The 20,057-nt window shown below is 29.0% G+C and carries 13 protein-coding genes and 1 CRISPR repeat array; of the genes, 6 read left to right on the top strand and 7 right to left on the bottom strand.

Features of this window, described 5'->3' with window-relative positions:
* Positions 1-58 precede the first annotated feature (58 nt).
* Positions 59-1,138, top strand: coding sequence for a 5-amino-6-(D-ribitylamino)uracil--L-tyrosine 4-hydroxyphenyl transferase CofH (cofH, locus tag METOK_RS00990; RefSeq protein ID WP_013866380.1), 1,080 nt, complete (start codon positions 59-61; stop codon positions 1,136-1,138).
* 66 nt (positions 1,139-1,204) lie between these two features.
* On the opposite strand, the gene purL is transcribed toward cofH, so the two are convergent.
* Entirely contained in the window at positions 1,205-3,409 is a 2,205-nt protein-coding gene (purL, locus tag METOK_RS00995) for a phosphoribosylformylglycinamidine synthase subunit PurL (RefSeq protein ID WP_013866381.1), read from the bottom strand.
* Positions 3,410-3,969: 560 nt separating this feature from the next.
* Positions 3,970-4,538: direct repeats of the CRISPR family, unit length 30 nt; unit sequence GTTAAAATCAGACCATTGATGGATGGAAAT.
* Positions 4,539-4,587: 49 nt separating this feature from the next.
* Here purL and METOK_RS08605 point away from each other — a divergent pair.
* Positions 4,588-4,731 carry a hypothetical protein gene (locus METOK_RS08605; protein ID WP_013866382.1) on the top strand — a complete coding sequence of 48 codons (144 nt, stop codon included), beginning with the start codon at positions 4,588-4,590 and terminating at the stop codon, positions 4,729-4,731.
* 83 nt (positions 4,732-4,814) lie between these two features.
* Here the strand turns inward: METOK_RS08605 and smc are convergent, their stop codons facing one another.
* Complete coding sequence (gene smc, locus METOK_RS01000) at positions 4,815-8,378, bottom strand: chromosome segregation protein SMC (protein WP_013866383.1); 3,564 nt, start codon at positions 8,376-8,378, stop codon at positions 4,815-4,817.
* A 421-nt stretch (positions 8,379-8,799) separates the two neighbouring features.
* Between smc and METOK_RS01005 the strand changes: the two genes are divergently transcribed.
* The 3 genes from METOK_RS01005 to METOK_RS01015 all read left to right on the top strand — a co-directional run bounded on the left by METOK_RS01005 (position 8,800) and on the right by METOK_RS01015 (position 12,370).
* Positions 8,800-10,104 carry a pyridoxal phosphate-dependent aminotransferase gene (locus tag METOK_RS01005; RefSeq protein WP_013866384.1) on the top strand — a complete coding sequence of 435 codons (1,305 nt, stop codon included), beginning with the start codon at positions 8,800-8,802 and terminating at the stop codon, positions 10,102-10,104.
* A gap of 197 nt (positions 10,105-10,301) precedes the next feature.
* A complete protein-coding gene (locus METOK_RS01010) occupies positions 10,302-11,063 on the top strand; it encodes a bifunctional fructose-bisphosphatase/inositol-phosphate phosphatase (protein ID WP_013866385.1) in 762 nt (253 codons plus the stop codon).
* 50 nt (positions 11,064-11,113) lie between these two features.
* A complete protein-coding gene (locus tag METOK_RS01015; protein WP_013866386.1) occupies positions 11,114-12,370 on the top strand; it encodes a radical SAM protein in 1,257 nt (418 codons plus the stop codon).
* Positions 12,371-12,390: 20 nt separating this feature from the next.
* On the opposite strand, the gene METOK_RS01020 is transcribed toward METOK_RS01015, so the two are convergent.
* The 4 genes from METOK_RS01020 to cbiT form a co-directional block, all read right to left on the bottom strand.
* Positions 12,391-13,386, bottom strand: coding sequence for a methanogenesis marker 12 protein (locus METOK_RS01020; RefSeq protein ID WP_013866387.1), 996 nt, complete (start codon positions 13,384-13,386; stop codon positions 12,391-12,393).
* 25 nt (positions 13,387-13,411) lie between these two features.
* The gene (locus METOK_RS01025) at positions 13,412-15,484 is read right to left on the bottom strand and encodes an ATP-dependent DNA helicase (protein WP_013866388.1); all 2,073 of its coding nucleotides are present in this window, start codon (positions 15,482-15,484) and stop codon (positions 13,412-13,414) included.
* 219 nt (positions 15,485-15,703) lie between these two features.
* Positions 15,704-17,263 carry an alpha-glucan family phosphorylase gene (glgP, locus tag METOK_RS01030; RefSeq protein WP_013866389.1) on the bottom strand — a complete coding sequence of 520 codons (1,560 nt, stop codon included), beginning with the start codon at positions 17,261-17,263 and terminating at the stop codon, positions 15,704-15,706.
* A 138-nt stretch (positions 17,264-17,401) separates the two neighbouring features.
* On the bottom strand, positions 17,402-17,962 hold the full coding sequence (cbiT, locus tag METOK_RS01035) for a precorrin-6Y C5,15-methyltransferase (decarboxylating) subunit CbiT (RefSeq protein WP_013866390.1): 561 nt from the start codon (positions 17,960-17,962) through the stop codon (positions 17,402-17,404).
* Positions 17,963-18,203: 241 nt separating this feature from the next.
* Here cbiT and radA point away from each other — a divergent pair, with 241 nt between their 5' ends.
* Positions 18,204-19,172, top strand: a complete 969-nt coding sequence (gene radA, locus METOK_RS01040) for a DNA repair and recombination protein RadA (protein ID WP_013866391.1) — start codon at positions 18,204-18,206, stop codon at positions 19,170-19,172.
* 214 nt (positions 19,173-19,386) lie between these two features.
* Here the strand turns inward: radA and METOK_RS01045 are convergent, their stop codons facing one another.
* Positions 19,387-19,935, bottom strand: a complete 549-nt coding sequence (locus METOK_RS01045; protein ID WP_013866392.1) for a restriction endonuclease — start codon at positions 19,933-19,935, stop codon at positions 19,387-19,389.
* Positions 19,936-20,057 lie beyond the last annotated feature (122 nt).

Genomic DNA, 20,057 nt, shown 5'->3' on the forward strand with positions numbered 1-20,057 from the left:
TTATTTAAATTTAGTTAGGTTTATTTAATTTAGATTTATTTAAATATCTGGTGGTTATATGGACTTAGAAAAATATTGTGAAAGAGATATTTCAAAAAAAGAATGTTTAGAACTATTTGAAGATAATGAAAATTTTTTTGATATATTAAAATGTGCAGACAATCTTAGAAAAAAAATAAATGGGGATATTGTAAGTTATGTTGTTAATAGAAATATCAACTTTACAAATATCTGCGTTGGAGATTGTAAATTCTGTGCATTTAGAAGGGATGAAGATGATGAAGATGCATATTTTTTAGATACTGATGAAATTGCCAAAAGAGCTCTTGATGCAAAAAAATATGGATGTTCTGAGGTATGTATTCAAGGGGGACTTCATCCTGTTGTAGATACCTATTTTCAAGCTGAGATATTAAAAAAAGTTCATGATATTACAAGACCTTATGGTGATATACATATCCACGCATTTTCACCGATGGAAATTAAATTTGGGGCTGAAAACGCAGGTATTGACATTAAAGAGGCACTTAAAATACTAAAAGAAAACGGACTAAATACAATGCCTGGAACTGCTGCTGAGATACTGGATGACGAAGTTAGGTCGGAGCTCTGTCCATCAAAACTATCTACTAAGGAATGGATTAAAATAATAAAAACTGCACATAAACTTGGTATAAAAACAACATCTACTATGATGTATGGTCATATCGAAGAGTATAAACATATAGTAAATCATTTATTTATTTTAAAAGAAATTCAAGAAGAAACTAATGGATTCACTGAATTTGTTCCATTAAGTTTTATGCATAAACTGGCCCCTATATACAATGAAGGAAAAGCAAGAGGAGGAGCTACTGGATTGGAAGATTTAAAGGTTTATGCTATTAGTAGAATTTTATTTAAAGATGTTATAAAAAACATCCAAGTTTCATGGGTTAAATTAGGGTTTAAAATGGCTCAAATCGGTTTAAAATGCGGTGCTAATGATTTTGGTGGAACTCTTATTGAGGAAAATATTTCAAAATCAGCTGGGGCAGAGCATGGTGTTTATGTATCTGTTGATGAAATAAAAGATATGATTTTAAGGATAGGAAGAATTCCAAAAGAGAGAAATACTTTATATAAAATTTTAGAATAAATAAAGAATAAAATAAATAATTATAAAAAATATAAATTTATTTATTTTTTATATTTTACTACATTATTACATCTCTCCCATCATTTCAGAGAATGCATTTTTATATCCTTTTTTCATCTTTTCTATATCTATATTTACAATTTCTTTATTGTTGTTTATAATTTTCAATGAACTTCCACCGATTTTTCCAATGATATATGCGTTTTCCCCAAGAGCTCCGATAACTTTATCCTTATTTTCTTCACTTATAGCAAGTATTATTCTTCCAGATGTTTCTGAGAATAGCAGTATATCATCTCTTAAATTGTTTTTATTGTATTCTGTTAAATCGAGCTCAGCACCAATATTGTTATTTATGCACATTTTTGAGATAGCAACAGCAAGACCTCCTCTTGAACAGTCGGAAGCTTCATTTATTAGACCTTCATTTATCAAATCAGCTACTGTGGAATATATTATTTTTTCCTTTTCTAAGTCTGCTCTTGGAATTATTCCCTTATCTATGTTGTGTATGTATTTATAGTATTCACTTCCCCCCATTTCGTCCTTTGTCTCATTTGTAATTATTAATATATCCCCTTCTTTTACTTTATTAAATACAGAAGGAACCTTTTCAACATCTTCAATCGTTCCAACTATGCATATTGTAGGTGTTGGGTTTATTGGATAATCCTTTCCGTCAATTATGGTTTCATTGTATAAACTTACATTTCCTCCAACTACGGGTATATTAAAGAATTCAGCACAGTCAGCGATTCCTTCAACACATTTTTTTATTTGATACATTCTTTCAGGTCTTTCAGGGTTTCCAAAATTCAAATTATCAAGCATTCCAATAGGTTTTGCTCCAACAGTAGCTAAATTCCTTACTGATTCACATACTAAATTAACACTTCCAATATATGGATTTAATTTACAGTATGTTGGATTACAATCTGTTGTTAAGGCTAATCCCTTTGGATAACTTTCAATAAGTCGCAATACTGCACTATCTTTTCCAGGTTTTACAACGGTTCTTATTTGAACCTCATGGTCGTATCTCTCATAAATCCATTCCTTTGAATTTATATTTGGGCTTTTTAATAATCTCAATAAAATATCGTTTAAATCATCTGGTTGAGGTATTTCATCCTTATTGTCAGGGGTTTCTAATATGGAATCTTTTTCTTCTCTATATATGGGTGTAGCTTCACAAAGTAATTCCAACGGCAAATCTACAATCGTTTTTCCATTCATTTTTGCCACTAAATTTTTTGTATCTGTGGTTTTTCCTATAACAGATGCAGGGAGTTCATACTTTTCAAATATTTTTATAACTTCCTCTTCGCTTCCCTCCTCAACAGCTAAAAGCATTCTTTCCTGTGATTCTGAAACCATTATTTCATAAGGAGTCATACCTTCTTCCCTAAGTATAACATTTTCAAGGTAGAGCTCGGCACCAACACCTCCACTATAACACATTTCAGAACACGACGAAGTAATACCCGCAGCTCCAAGGTCTTTCATTGCCTTAATCTTACCTGTTTTGCATGCCTCTAAGGTGGCGTCAATCAAGCATTTTTCTGTGAAGGCATCGCCAATCTGAACGCTTGGTCTATCTTCCTCACTTTCGCTTGTAAGGTCTTTTGAAGCAAACGATGCTCCACCTATTCCATCCCTTCCCGTGCTTCCAACAAGTATAAGGGATAAGTTTGGTTCTTTTGCCTTTCCCGTAATTATATCTTTTTCCTTTACAAGTCCAATACATACCACATTTACAAGGTTGTTGTAGTCGTAGGATTTGTCGAATTCACATTCTCCACCAACAGTTGGAACCCCTATTCTGTTTCCGTAATCTCCAATGCCCTCAACAACTCCTTCAACAAGCCATCTTACTTTGTCCTGCTCTTTTCCGTTTATATCTCCAAATCTAAGAGCATCCATTAAAGCTATTGGTTTGGCATTCATGGAAATTATGTCCCTTACAATCCCTCCAACTCCTGTTGCAGCACCGTTGTATGGGTCGATATATGAAGGGTGGTTATGGCTTTCCATTGCCATTGCTACACATAAATCATTTTTTTCATCAATTTTTATTAATGCTGCATCATCTCCGGGACCTACAACAATGTTTTGGTTTTCTTTTATAGTTTTTCCAAATGTTCTTAAAATATGTTTTGTGCTCCTATATGAACAATGTTCGCTCCAAAGGTTTTCAAACATCCCAATTTCTACGTCATTTGGTTTTCTTCCAAGTTTTTCTTCTATATATTTTAAATCGTTTAAATCCATGGTTCTCCTCCGTAATTAAGAATATAATATTATAATAAAAAAGATAGATTATCAATAAAAATTAAATAAAATCTAATATTTATAATCTACTGTTTATGATTTTCTATGGTGCATCTTAGGAGATTTTTTTATTTTATAAAAATATTAAGTTATTTTAATATTTTTTTCTTTATTAGTAATATATTACTATCCCTGTAAATATTCATCATTTTTTTATTATATTGATTATTTAACTTTTATTTTTTAAAATATCTTTAATCTATCCGTCGTAAATCGATGGATTTTTTAGTATAATTAATATATTTAAATAAATAGAATTATAGAGATTTTTAGGAGATTTCTTATATATTATATTATTTTTATCTGTTCCTTGTAGATTTTTTAGATTTTAAAAAAATATCAATTTAATATCATTTATATTCCTAAATACCTTTAAATTATCTGTCGTAAATCACCCTTAAAACTTATATAAATAACAAAAATCAATGAGATTCGAGATGCAAGGTTTATATCGGAGTAATGCAAAGTTATTTTATGCAAAATAAGAAAAATTTTGAACTGTTAAAATCAGACCATTGATGGATGGAAAAAAATGACAAAACATAGCACATTAGATATGCTGCTAAATGTTAAAATCAGACCATTGATGGATGGAAAAACAGATTGGGAATGATAACATTATCTACAATATAATCAGTTAAAATCAGACCATTGATGGATGGAAAACTCGAAATTAAGCTTTCGGAAGGAGAAACATTTAAATTGTTAAAATCAGACCATTGATGGATGGAAAATACATAATACACCCTTCGATAGGATTCTTCATTATCTTGTTAAAATCAGACCATTGATGGATGGAAAATAGTCTCACCTTAACCTAATCCTATATCTACATATTTAGTTAAAATCAGACCATTGATGGATGGAAAATGCGTAGGATACCCCATTTCCAGCAACTTTTCTTTTGTTAAAATCAGACCATTGATGGATGGAAAATGTATTTTTAGTTTCGAAAGGAACTGATTATGATTGGGTTAAAATCAGACCATTGATGGATGGAAATTCTCTTTTTGAATTTCTTATATTAATCTATAAAAGAGTTAAAATCAGACCATTGATGGATGGAAATCTTTATTTTATTTAAAATAAATAGAGTATAAAAATAATTGGGTGAAAAAATGGATTTTCTGTTTAGTTTACTTCTAATATTTCTTTGTGGTTGTGGCTTATATGCGTTAGCAAACCACAATGTGAGAAAAGTGCTTGTTGAAGAAATAGATAAAGATATCGAAGAAATGCAAAAAAAAGATGATAATAAATAAGAAAGTCGATTTTATGAAAACATTGAGAAATAATTAAGTTAAAATCATCATACTGTTGTTGATGGAAATAAAAAATATAAATATCATAATTTAATACCAACGATTTTGCTTAAACCATCCTCCATATAAACCCCATAAAGTGTATCAGCCTTAGCTATCATTTGCTCCCTATGGGATATCACTATAAATTGAGATTCTTTTGATGCATTTTTAATCATATCTCCTATTAAAGTTGCATTTTTTGTGTCCAGTGCAGCATCAACCTCATCAAGCACATAAAATGGTGCAGGTGTTAGTTTCTGTATGGCAAATAAAAATGCCAAAGCTGTAAGTGATTTTTCTCCACCGCTCATCACATCTAAGCTTTGAAGACTTTTATTTTTAGGCGAAGCATCTATTAAAAGCCCTCCTTCAAATGGATTTTCAGGATTTTCTAAACTCAGTTTTCCAGTTCCCCCAATATTTTTATATATCTCTTCGTAATTTTTAGCAACTTTTTCATATACTTCCATAAATACCTCTTTTTTCCTTTTCTCTACCTCTTCTATTAATTGAAGGTATTTTTTCTCATCTTCTTCATATTCTTTTCTCTTATCGAATAGTTCCTTGTATCTTTCTTCAATGTATTCGTAATCTTCAATAGCCCTCATATTTATTGGTTCAAGTTTTTTTATACTATTTTCAAGTTTTATAATATATTTTTCGAGCTCTGATATTTCCATGGCACTTATTTTATTAAATATTCCATTAGATACATCCTCAATTTTTTCACATAAATAAAGTTTTTTCTCTTCTTCCTCCAATCGAGTTTCATATTTTGCCTTATCTATCAATAGCGTATTTATTTCTTTATCAATACCTTCAATCTTTTCGATAAGCTCTTTTTTGTTATTATTTAATGCTTCCATCTGCTTTTGATACATTGCCTTTTTCTCGGTGAGCTCCTTTAAATCTTTGGTGAGATCTTTATATCTATCTTTTTTATCCAGTAATATTTGCACATTTTTTTCAATGTTATTTTTGTAAAATTCTATATTTTTTTGGAACATTCCTATTTTTTCATTTAATTCTTTTATTTTTTCACTGGTTTCCGCCATTTTAGGAATAAGAACTTCTTTTATAAGAACGGCATTTCGTTTTGTGTCATTTTCCAATTCATCGCTCTTTCTGATAAGTGATTCTATCTCTGCCTCCACCTCCCTAATCCTTTTTATAAGTGTGGAATCCTCGTATGATTTTAATTCCTTTAATACCCTTTCTCTTGTGGATATTGTTTCATCGATTTTATCTTCAAGATTTTTTATTTTATATTCTAATTCCTCTTTTGAATCATTCAATTCTTCCAGTTCATCCATAAGTTTTTTATTTGCAAGCTCAATTTCTTTTATTTTTTTATTATTATTTTTAATAATATCTATTTTTCTGTTTTCATTTTCTTTTATAAGTTGTAATTTATTTTTTAGTTCCATTTTTTTAGCTGAATATAGATTTATATTTTTAGTAATTTCATCAATTTTGTTATTTATTCCATCAGCACCATTTAATTTATTTTCTATTTCTTTTAACTCATTTGCAAGTTTTTCAAGTTTCGAAGTGTCTATTTCAACCTTTATATTTGAAGACCGCCTTATACTTCCTCCCACCATAGCACCAGAAGCCTCCATAACATCCCCTTCAAGAGATACAAACCTAACTTTATACTTTTTTGAAAGATTCTTGGCAGTTTCCAAATCCTTTACAACAATGGTATTTCCAAATACATAATTGAATATATTTCTATATTCCTCATTAAATTCCACTAAATCAACAGCCCTTCCAATTACGCCGTTTTCGTTTATATGTTTAGGTTCATATCCCTTTATTCTATCCATAGGTAAAAATGTAGCCCTTCCAAGCTTATTTCTTTTTAGATATTCTATCGCCCGAGCTCCGTCATCCATCCTCTTAACTACAATATGGTTTAATCGCCCCCCTCCTGCAATTTCAATTGCTGTTTTATACTCATTTTTTGTTTTTCCCAAATTTCCAACGATATCCACAACACCGGGAAGCTTAGCATCCAATATACTTTTTATGGTGCTATTTACATTGAAATTTTCCATCTCTTTTAATGCCTTAATTTTTGCATTTTCTTTGGCATATTCTGAGTATAATTTATCCCTTTTATTTTGGAGCTCCTTTTTCTCTCCCTCATATTTTTGCAGTTGTTTTTTTGAAAATTCCAATTCCACAACAACATCTTCAAGTTCTTTATAAAGTGTTTTTGTATCTTCGGCACATTTATTTATTAAATTAAGTTCTTCTTTTAATTTTTCAATAGTTTCATTATTTTGTTTTAAATCAAAGGATTTTTTATTTATCTCACCGACTATATTGTTTAATTCAGTTCTTAATTTATGCAGTTCCTTTTGATATTCATTTAACCGCTCAGAAAGTTTTCTCTCTTGCTGTTTTAGTATATTTATATGGGTCTCACTTCTCTCCACAGATGATTTTAAGGAGTTCCTTTCATCCTCTAAATTTTTTATAGTTTCTTTAATGGATTTTATTTCTTTTTCCTTTTCCATCGTTTCTTTTCTTATATTTTCTATTTTTAGCCGAGTTTCATTTAATTCCATTTTTTTAGCTTCTAATTGGGATTTTGAATTTTTTAAATCATCCAAACTATGGTTTAACTGCTTTTTATCATTTTCAATATTTAATTCAAGTTCTTTTATGGATTTGTGGAGCTCCATCACTTCTTCATTTCCTTTCTCATTTAATTCATTTATGATATTTTCAAGTTTATTTTTTAAATTAATTATCTCGTCGTTTATATTGTAAATATTACTCTGAAATTTTTCCTTTAATTCTTTCAAGGCATTAATATTTTTTTCGGTATCTTCCATCACTACTTTTAGGAGCTCTACCTTTTTTGAAGTGAGTATATATTTTGTGGTTTTTAATTCTTCATTTAGTTTTAGATACTGTTCTGCATCATTCTTTTCTTTTTTAAGTTTTTCAAGATTTGCTCTTACTTCGTTTATTCTTATATCTATTTTTTCGATATATTCCCTGGCTTTTTCCAGCTCTCGTTGTGATTTTTCTTTTTTCTCATCATATTCTGAAATTCCGCATATTTCATCGATTAACTTCCTTCTTTCCTTTGGAGACATCTCAATTAATCTTATAAGGTCTCCTTGAAGTATAATATTTAATCCCTCTCCACTTAATGAAATTCTATTGAATATATCTATTATTTGGGATTTTTTCATTTTCTTTCGTTTTTCTATTCCTTTTTCATTTTCTTTCTCTTTTTTCTCGTACCATATCATATAATAATTATTATCCCCCTTTAATTTTACCTTTCTAGATATACCTATCTTGTCAGAATCTATGGGAATTTTTCTGTCTTTATTATCAAAAAATAATATCACTTCGGCATAATCCGCTCTTTTATTCTTGTGGTATGTGATTAATTCATTAAATTTTCCAGCCCTTAATGATTTTGCGGAGGTTTTTCCAAGAACAAAACATATACCGTCTATAATATTTGATTTTCCTGAACCATTTGGACCAAGTATGGCAGTGAATCCAGATGGTATTTTTAATTTGGCGTTTTTAAATGATTTGAAATTTTTTAAATGAATCTCGGATAAATGCACCATGTTTTTCACCAATTAGTATAAAGTTATATAATTAAATAAATTTATTATTATTTAAATTTTTATATAATAAACCATTAATATCCATTTTTAATTTTTAATATCTATTTTAAAATGTTTAAAAAAATAATAAAATAAAATATATAAATATAAAAATGTTTAAAATATTTATTATAATACCGCCCTATTATAAATGAATAATCGAAAATATTATATAGTATAACATAGTTTTTCATTAAATAAATTTAATTTTTTATGGAATACCTTTATAATAGAACTCTATTATAGAATTATAGTTAGAGCCCTATTATGAGCTCCTATTATTATACCACATTTAAATTATTATTTATTATAATAATTATCACTTTGATTTATTATTATTGCATGTTGTTATTTTTAAATTAAAATAAAAGAATGTGATAGCATGAGAACAAATATCATACACGAAGGAGCAACAGAGCTCACCTATGAGATAAGGGAGATTGTCGAAATTGCAAAAAAAGTAGAAGGTTATGGACTAAATATCACATGGGAAAACATAGGAGACCCAATTATAAAGGGAGAAAAAGTCCCTAACTGGATAAAAGAAATAATTGCAGAAACAGTTATGAAGGACGATTCATACATATACTGCCCAACAAAGGGACTTTTAGAAACAAGGGAATTTCTTGCAGAAGAGAACAACAAAAAAAACGGAGCTCAGATAACAGCAGATGATATAATATTTTTCAATGGGCTTGGGGATGCAATAACAAAAATATACGGGTTATTAAAAAAGGAATCAAGGGTAATTGGACCTTCACCAGCATATCCAACTCACTCATCAGCAGAGGGATTGCACGCAAGATGTAATCCCCTTATGTATAAGATGGATGAAAATGACAATTGGCATCCTGATATGGATGATTTAAGAAATAGGGTAAAATATAATCCCGAAGTGTCTGGAATACTTGTGATAAATCCTGGAAATCCAACTGGTGCAGTTTATTCAAAAAAGGTATTGGATGAGATTGTAGATATTGCAAATGAATATGATTTATTTATATTATGCGATGAAATATACCACAATTTAGTTTATAACGGCAAAAAACATACCTATTTATCGGAAGTTATAGATGATATATGCGGAATATCATTAAAAGGTATATCAAAGGAGCTCCCTTGGCCTGGTGCAAGATGTGGATGGATGGAAACCTATAATGCAGACAAAGACCCAGTATTTAAAAAATATGTCGAGGGCATCTGTAAATTTAAGATGATTGAGGTATGCTCCACAACACTACCCCAAAAAGTCATACCTGAAATTATGAGCAATCCAAAATTCTACAAATATTTGGACGAAAGGAGAAATTACTATGAAAGAGCTTCAAATTTTGCATACAACAAATTAAAACCTATTGATGGGCTCATAGTAAATAAAACAAACGGTGCTTTCTATATGGGAGTAGTATTTGACGAAGAATATTTAAACAATAATCAAAAATTAAAAATAGAAAACCCTGAGCTCAGAAAATATGTCGATGAAATATCAAATGGAAAACCTCATGATATGAAATTTGTTTATAATTTACTTGCATCATCTGGTTTATGTATTGTTCCGATGTCATCCTTTAACTCTGAATTAAACGGATTCAGAACAACACTTCTTGAAAGGGATGAAAATAAATTAAAATGGACTTATGAAATCCTTGCAGAGAAAATAGAAGAATATTTAAATAGCAGTAATTAAATAATTAAAATAATTTTAAAATAGTTTTAAAGTTTTTTTATTTTCCATATTATTATTTTATAAATATTTATAATTTACATATAAATAAATTTTACATTCATTTTTTAATTTCAATTTTACCAATTACCTAATATACATGATACCAATATGAATAATAAATTAATAATAATAAAATAAAAAAAAGTAAGGGAGAAAATATGAACTGGGATGAGCTCGGATTGAAAATAGCAAAAGAGATTGAAAAAGAAGTAATGCCATATTTCGGCAAAAAAGAAGGGGCTAAAATTATTGGATATTCTCCAAGTGGGGATACCACTGAATTAATAGATAGAATGAGTGAAGATATTGTTTTAAAACATTTAAAACCATTAAACATCAATATAGTAAGTGAGGAAATAGGAACTATAAATAACAATAGTGAATGGACTGCTATAATTGACCCTATTGATGGCTCATTTAATTTTACAACAGGTTTTCCATGTTTTGGCTTTTGCTTTGCAATATTTAAAAATAACAAGCCATACTATGGTTTAACCTACGAGTTCCTAACAAAAAATATTTATGAAGCTTATGTGGGGAAGGGAGCATTTTTAAATGGGGAAAAAATTAAAGTAAAGAAATATATCGAAAAAGAAGCAGTGATAAGTTATTATTCAAATAAAAATCTAAATTTAATTGGAAAGGTTAGGCGTGCAAGGATTATGGGAGCGTTTGGCGTTGAGATGGCATATGTTGCAAAGGGAGCTCTGGATGCTGTATTTGATATTAGACCCTATGTCAGAACAACCGATTTTGCATCTTCCTATATTATATGTAAGGAAGCAGGAGCTATAATTACCGATGAGAAGGGACATGAATTTAAATTTAATTTAAATACAACGGATAGGTACAATATGATTGTTGCCAATGATAAAAAATTGTTGAATATAATTTTAGAGGAGATAAAAATAAATAGATAAAAAATAATAAAAAATAATAAAAATTAAAAGGTATAATAAAAGGTATAATTATGGATATTGAAGAATTGGAGAGAAATTTATTTAAAAATATTAAAAATCTTCCAGTAGGATGCCAATACTGTATAAGAGGAGAAAAACTCGTTTTATTCATCACTGGATTATGTGGAGAAAACTGCTTTTACTGTCCAGTTTCAGAAAATAGAAAAGAAAAAGACATTATTTATGCAAATGAAAGGAAAATAAACTCAGTTGAAGAAGCCATAAATGAAGCTCACCTTTGCGGAAGTAAAGGCGTTGGTATTACGGGAGGCAATCCACTATTAAAAATAGAAAGAACCTGCGAGTATATCGGAGCTCTGAAAAATGAATTTAATTCAAACTTCCATACTCACCTATATACGACACCAACCCACTTAGACGAGGATAAATTAAAAATGCTTAAAAATGCAGGATTGGATGAAATAAGGCTACATCCTACAAAATTCTTTAATATATATGGCAAAAAGGACTTTGATAGTGAGGATTTTAAAACCTATATGGATGATTTTTTAAATAAATTAAAATTATGTATGAAGTATATAAAAGATGTAGGCGTGGAAATTCCAGTAATACCTAATATGGAAGAAGAAATTATTTATTTAGCGGAAGAATTAAACAGAATAGGTGTAAAATTCTTAAATATTAACGAGTTAGAATATTCTGAAACTAACTATAACAATTTAAAACATAGGGGATTTAAAGAAAAAAACGACTACGCTTCAGAAATTTTAGGAAGTGAAGAAACCGCTAAAAAGGTAATTGATTATTTTAAAGAAAAAAAGAAAGTAGAAACAGAAAAAGATGAAAGTAATACTATTAATAAATTTAATCTTATCATCCATTACTGCCCTTCTGCTTTAAAAGACGGCATACAAATGAAAAATCGGCTTATAAATAGAGCTAAAAACACAGCAAAGGATTACGACATAATTACCAACGAAGGACTTATATTGAGGGGAATAATATCTTTTAATGATTTAGAGAATATTAAGGATATAATCGATATATTAGATTATAACGAGCTCCCCTATGAAGTGGTAAATAACAATATATATTTAAATCCTTATGTTTTGGAAGATTTAATTGATGAATTAAAAAATATGGATTATAATATAAATTTCAGTGCCTATATTTCCGAGAGATATCCAACAAGCGATGGACTGGAAGTAGAAAGAACGCCGTTAATTGTTAAAAAAAGAAGTTTAAAAAGCATAAGAAGAAGAAAAAATAAAAAAATAAAAATAGAAGGAAAAATAAATTTAAAATAATTTAAATATATTTAAAATTTTTAATAATCCACCTTTATTCCTAAAATATTTCTCTCACCCTTCAATATATCCTCGGCTATCAGAGCTCCCCCAAGAGCTCCACTTTCACCATCTAAAACATATATATTCCCATCTAGATATTCCTTTAATTTTTCTGGAACTCCATATTCTTTCGTAGTAGCAACAGAACCAGCTAAAATTATGTTTTTATCTTTATTTAAGAACATTAAGGAATTTATTTCCATTGCTACACTTAAAATAAGAGAATCTATTGCAAGACGGCATCTTTCATCAGTTTTATAGTTTTTTAAAATTTCTTTCTTTGTATCTTCAACACCTTTATATTTATCTTTAACTATTTTTATGGCTCCAGCAGTTGAAAATGCTTCATTTGCCGTAATTTTATGACTATCAATGTCTCTTATCATTTTTAGGTCTATTGGACCGTGTAATATGCCTATGGCACCAATACAGGCGTCAAATCCTCCAAAAATCTTTTTATCCTTTATTAATAGGCTCACAGTATTTGAAGAAATATCCGATAATATAAAATCATTAAATCCAAATGTTTTATATGCAGTATAAGATATGGATATTTTTTCGGGTGATGCCACATGAGAGTATAGAGCTCTGAATCTTTCATCCATACATTCCGTGTTTTTATGAAGTCCAGGTATAACTATTGCAGGAATTCCCGAGTTTTTTATCTCATCATATACCTTTGTTCCCCCGCCTATCTTTTCCCCAACTCCTTCTATGTTTATTACTCCTCTATTTTTTACCTTATCTATTGGAAGTATCTTATTTATGCCATCTCCCATTGAATAACATACTGAAATAAGGTCTATATCACTTAACATTACATAATTTTTTAATTCCTCTAAAAAAGATTTATTTTTTAATTCTGTTCGTGTCATGGTGAAAAATGTATTTTTATTATTACTATTATTACTATTGCTATTTCTTATACATACTTTTATACCCGATGTTCCATGGTCTATTCCAACTGTAATCATCTTTTACCACCGATAATAGTTAAAATCATTTAGATTTAAATTCATTCAAAAACTTAGGTATATATTCAACAGCTTTGTTTATGTCCATAGATATATAACTATCCTTTAAATATCCTCTCTTTTTCATCTCCTCAGCAACCCAGTCATTAAATCTTTTATCCTGCACAACTACAACACCGTAATCATTCTCTGTTCTTATTAACCTACCAATCATTTGAACAATTGTCCTAGACATGATATGAAATGAAGTCATTAAAAATGCCGTCCAATGAGCATTTTTACTATTTATATTTTTCTTTTTAAATCCTTCTTCAAGTAATTTCTGCTCACGATTTAATAATGGTGTTGGAACTGGAAAAGGAAGGCTGTCTATTATTACCATTGTTAAGGCATCACCAGGTATATCTACACCTTCGGCAAATCTCCCCGTTGCTAATAGTATTCCTCCGTCTCTTTCAAAGCGTTCCTTTAATTCCTTAGCCTCCTTTCCATCCATGCCAAATTCATAACAGTATATTTTATGACCCAATTTATTGCTGTTATTTATTAAATATTTATATGCACTATTTAAATCCTCAAAACTTTTAAACAATACCAAACTATTGCATTTTGCAGATTTCAATAGTTTAAATATATTTTCATTTGCCTTTTTTCTTTTTAATTCTTTTTTACTATCGTATTTCATATCCTCTCCATCACTTAGAGCTATTATCTTTTTTCTATGCTCTGAAAAAGGACTATCTAAAACAAGTGTATTGGATACCCCCATTCCAGTTTTAAGAGCATGAATCTTTAAATTTCCAATAGTGGCAGAACAATGTATTACTACGGCATCCCCGTAAAGTTTTTTTAAGTAGGACGAAACAAGGACAGGCTCACATAATAAGGAGCTCCCATTTCTGTATATTACAAAGTTGCTATTTGTAGTTTTTAAGTCTTTTATATTGTTTATAAATTCCATAAGTGGCATATCGGATATTTTTTTATTGAATATAAATTGAAATTCCAAAGGAACTAATGCCTTATTATCTATTTTAAATTTAAGGTCTTTTTTACTGAGCTCCCTATTTTCTTCAAAAGATTCTATTTTTTTCTTTATATTTGTTATCTGATAATATCCATCTAAAAGAGTTCCCAATATTGCCACATCCTCCTTTAATTTCCAAGAAGTAATATGTTCCCCGTCAAATATCAATGTGTTTTTGCAATCCTCAACATTCGCATAATTAGATACATAATTATGAATAATTTTCCAAAAATCTTCATTATATCCATCATTATAATTATTATACTTATTACCATTATTGTCATTATCATAATTATAATTATAATTTAAAATATCATCATGCTTATATTTATCATCGAGTCTTTTAAAATGCCTTCTCAAGGTATTTGGTGCAAAATAGTATGCCATAAATCTCAATCTATTAAGTGCTATCTCTGGATTTATGGATATGGTGGCAGAATTTCTTATGCTTCCTTCAAGTTTATGTGCCTCATCGCAAATTATTATGTCGGTGTTTCTTTTTGCATCGATTTCCTCTTTTATATAATAATATATGCTGTTGTTCATTACAACAATATCGGCATCTAAACATTCTATTTTTGATTTTTGATAATCGCATACACAGAAAGGGCAGTAATATTTTGTAACTCCATCTATTGTGATAGGTTCCTTTTTTGTTCCACATATACAGTATGGTTTTTTATTTGGTCTGTAAGGACATTTTTTATTTAATTGACAGTATAATCTATTAGCTTTGCCTCCTTTTGATTTACAGAAAAAATTACTCTTCCCCATCATAAAAGATACTTTTAAATTGTGTTTTAGTGAATTCAAATCTTCAAAAATCCTCTCCTGTTGGTCAATTGTTTCTGTAAGTATCATTATTCGTTTTCCTTTCTCTGCAAAATAAAGCGATGGAATAAGATAGGATAATGTTTTTCCAACGCCTGTTGGTGCTTCAATTACTAAATTCTTTTTATTATTTACACTGTTAAATATGGTTTCCATCATCTTTTTTTGCTGAGCTCTTATAGAGTAGTATGGAAATTTGTTTTTATAGTATTCCCTAAATTCATAAATGCCTCTATTCATCAAATCACCAAAATAATAAATAAAATAATATAAAAATAAAAATAACATTTTATAAAAAAATTTAAAAATATTAAAAATGTGAAATGTAAATTATAAGCATAAACGCATTTAAAAATATTAAAAATAATTAAATTATTCTATTTTTTTAATCTATTTTTGATTTAATATTTCATTTAATTTTAGTATAGTTTCATTTATTTAATTAATTTCATTTAATTTTTATTTATACATTTTTTCAGCATATTCCTTAATCATTCTCTCGGCATCGAAATACTCAACTATATGATTAACACAGTTGCATGCCTTTTTCCACCATTCCTCTGTGTCATACATGTTTGAGGCTTTTTCAAGCTGTTCATACATGCATTTTGCCTCGTAGTCGTCATCAGTATGTATTCCATCTCCTATGGTAAAGCTATCCTCGGGATACATCTCAGTCCATTCAACATGCCAACCATCAAGGGAGCTCATGTGAATAGATGCATTCATTGAGGCAGTCATTCCAGATGTTCCAGAGGCTTCATTAGGTCGTTTTGGAGTATTTAACCATATATCAGAACCCATTTTTAATAATTTACTTAATTTTAATTCATATCCAGTTAATATCGCTGCACCTTTTAAATCTCTTGTTTTTGACACTATCCAATTAAATGTAATCTGGGCATTTGTGTCATTAGGATGCGGTTTTCCAGCCCATATTATTTGAATTTTTTTATCATCGAGAAGTTTTTTTAATTTAGTTTCATCATGTAATGGTAAATATGGTCGTTTATATCCTGCAAATCTCCTTGCCCATACCACAGTCATTATATTTGGGTCGAATAATTTTCCAGTTTGATCGGCAACCTCTTCGAAAAGTAGTTTTTTTAACTGCATCTTTCTTTTTCTCAGTTTATCATAATCGTAATCTTTTGCAGCATCCCTTATAACAGCATCCTGCCAATAACACTTATCCTGAGCATTTGTTATATATGTGATGGGGCATTTATCCTTTACCCAACTCCACATCTTCTCAGTGGTTTCTTTGTGTAGTTTTGAAACTGCATTTGCCTTTTTAGACATTCTTAACGCTGCAACAGTTAAATTAAATGGATTCCCCCCGAGTTTTTCAGCAGTTTTTATATCAACATTTCCAAAGAATCCCATGTTTTTTAGTAAATTAATATCTTGTGTTTCATTCCCTGCGGGAACTGGCGTGTGGGTTGTAAAAACTAAATGCTCTTTTACATAATTTAATCCATAATCTTCAAGCATTTTGAAACCCAATGGCAATGGATGAGCCTCATTAATATGATATAGTTTAACATTTTCACATTCCCTTATAACCTTATAACCACCCACACCTAAAACAATTTCTTGGGCAATATGTGTTAAATTGTTCCCATCGTATAAATTGTAGGATATTGTCCTTGATAAATAGTCGTTTTCTGGAATATCTGTTGTTAAAAAATATATTGGGCATGTTCCAAATACATCCTCTTCAAGTTTATATGCCTTTACCCAAACTGTGGCATTATTTATAGTTACAGGAATTTTTAATTTAATATCTTCCAAAAATTCATAATATTTTCTAACATAATCAACCTTCATCCTGCCTTCTTTATCTCGCACCTGGTCATAATATCCATAACTCCATAGCATTGAAACTCCAACAAGTGGATACTTCAATCTATTGGCAACCCTAAAATGAGAACCCGCTAAAAAACCCAATCCTCCCGCATAAGTTTTTAAAGGCTGGTCTATTGCAAATTCCATACAAAAATAAGCCGTAGGTTTCATAAATTTCCCCCTTATTAATATTAAAAGTTTTATGTTATTATATTTTATTTAGTATTAGTTTTTATTTGGTTTTCATTTATTATTTTATATTTTACATTTATTTCATTATTTTAGTTATTTTTATTTTTTTCTTATTTTTTATTTTTTCCTATAAGTTATTATGGTTATTGGATTTCTTGCCATCATCATATGCCCTGTATTTATTTTTTTTCCATAACTAACAGATATATTTACAATATCAATATCATATATCTCATTATCATTTTTAAAATTATTCATTATTTTTATTATTTTCACGGCATTTTCAAGAACTATCGTATTTACTACAATATGTTTTATATTTTTTTCTTTTAATATATTCAAAATAATATCTATATTTTTTGTTCCACCGATAAATGCCTTGTTAAATTCCAAATTATATATAACATCCTCTGCATTTCCTTTTATTAATTCACAATTTTTAATGTTAAATTTATCAAGATTCTTTTTTGTAGTTGTTATAGCATCTTCTGAGTTATCCACTGCATAAACAAATTTGCATCTTCTTGCCATTTCAACAGTCATTCCACCACTGCCACATCCTATATCAACAACCACATCATTATGATTTAATTGCAATTTTCCTATACTTACTGCCCTTATTTCTTCTTTTGTAATTGGAACGCCATCTATTCTAAAAAAATCGTCATCTTTAATCATTTTAACACCATTTATATATATTAATAAACTTATAAAAAATTATAAATAGGTTGCATACCTATATTAAAACTGCATTATTATACTATAATAGGTATATGTATTTAAATATAATTTAATATAGATACTATATATTTTACTAAGTATATAACTAATATATATTTTTTATAATAAATTATACCAATTATTAATTAATATATAATGATATGATGTTACATCAATTCATATTAATATAGGTGAATATATGGCTGATAATTTAACGGATTTACCAGGAGTAGGACCTTCAACCGCTGAAAAACTTATTGAAGCAGGATATATCGATTTTATGAAAATTGCCACTGCCACCATAGGTGAACTCACAGATATTGAAGGAATTAGCGAGAAAGCTGCGGCTAAAATGATAATGGGTGCCAGAGAACTATGTGATTTAGGATTTAAAAGTGGTGCAGACCTTTTGAATCAAAGAAAAACAGTATGGAGATTATCCACTGGTAGCGATGAATTAAATAGGATATTAAATGGAGGATTGGAAAGTCAATCCATAACAGAATTTGCAGGAGTATTTGGAAGTGGAAAAACGCAAATTGCCCATCAGGCATGTGTTAATCTCCAATGTGAAGATACAATTTTTGTAGATAATGAATGGGTAAGTGATGAGGAATTGGCAAATCCAAAGGCTGTTTATATAGATACTGAGGGAACATTTAGACCTGAAAGAATTACTCAAATGGCAGAAGCTCTTGGTATAGATGGTCAGAAGGTGCTTGATAACACATTTGTAGCCAGAGCCTACAATTCAGATATGCAGATGCTTTTTGCAGAAAAAATAGAGGAACTCATAAAATCAGGGAATAACATAAAGTTAGTAATTGTGGATTCTCTAACAAGCACATTTAGAAATGAATATACAGGGAGAGGAAAACTCGCAGAAAGACAGCAAAAACTTGGAAGGCACATGGCAGTTTTAAATAAACTTGCAGACCTCCACAACTGTATTGTTGTTATTACAAACCAAGTTTCGGCAAGACCTGATGCATTCTTTGGTGTTGCTGAACAGGCAATTGGGGGGCATATCGTTGGACATGCTGCAACATTTAGATTCTTTTTAAGAAAAGGAAAAGGAGATAAAAGAGTTGCAAAATTATACGACTCTCCACATCTTCCAGATGCCGAGGCAATATTTAGAATAACAGAAAAAGGAATTCATGATTAATTCCTTTATTATTATTATTTTTTATAATATTATTATAGGCTATAATATTAATTTTTTTATATATTGTTTAACATGAAATTAGCTAATAATTTATTAATTCTAAATATATCTTCATTTATGCATTAAATCAATAATTACTTATTATTTATCGATTTTCTATATAACTTAATTAACGTATAATATTCCATCTTTAACTATGCTTTGCTTTCTCTCATTATATCCAATATTTTTCGTTTGATAAATATTTTCTTTTATTATTATCCTTGTATCTTAATCTTGCAACTGTGCCACTATATAAGCCCTTAGAACCAGTACGTTTTAAATAATAATACTCTGGAATACGTTCTATTATTTTAATCTTTCTTCTATGTCTTGGAATTTCATCAACCCATTCATAATCTCCAACTATTTCTGCAACAACTAATTTATTATTTTCTATGGGAATTAAAACAATATCACCTTTTTTCATTTCTTTTAAAAAACTCCAAATCTGACCTACTGAATTCCCAACACAGCCTTTATAATTCTTTCCGGGATTTTCTTGTTCATATATATGTTTAGGGTATGATTTCATAAAGATTTTTCTCAATTTTTCTTTATTATCAATATTTGTTAAATTTTCTTTAATATCTGCCCAATCAATTGCAATGATATTCTCTTTCAAAAATAAGTCTCTAAATTCTAAACTATTGCTCTGTCCAGCTCTATTTATCCATACACTCGTATTTTCACCCCATTTATAATCATTTAGTCTTGCAGACATTTAAAAAATGATATATCCGAATATTAGATTTTAACTTAATTAAGTAATCTTTTTTATATAATTAAACCATAGTCTTTATTATTTTATTTATAACATATAATATAAGTCTTTATTTATTTATT

This window comes from Methanothermococcus okinawensis IH1, from assembly GCF_000179575.2.
GTDB lineage: Archaea > AGJL01 > Methanococci > Methanococcales > Methanococcaceae > Methanofervidicoccus > Methanofervidicoccus okinawensis.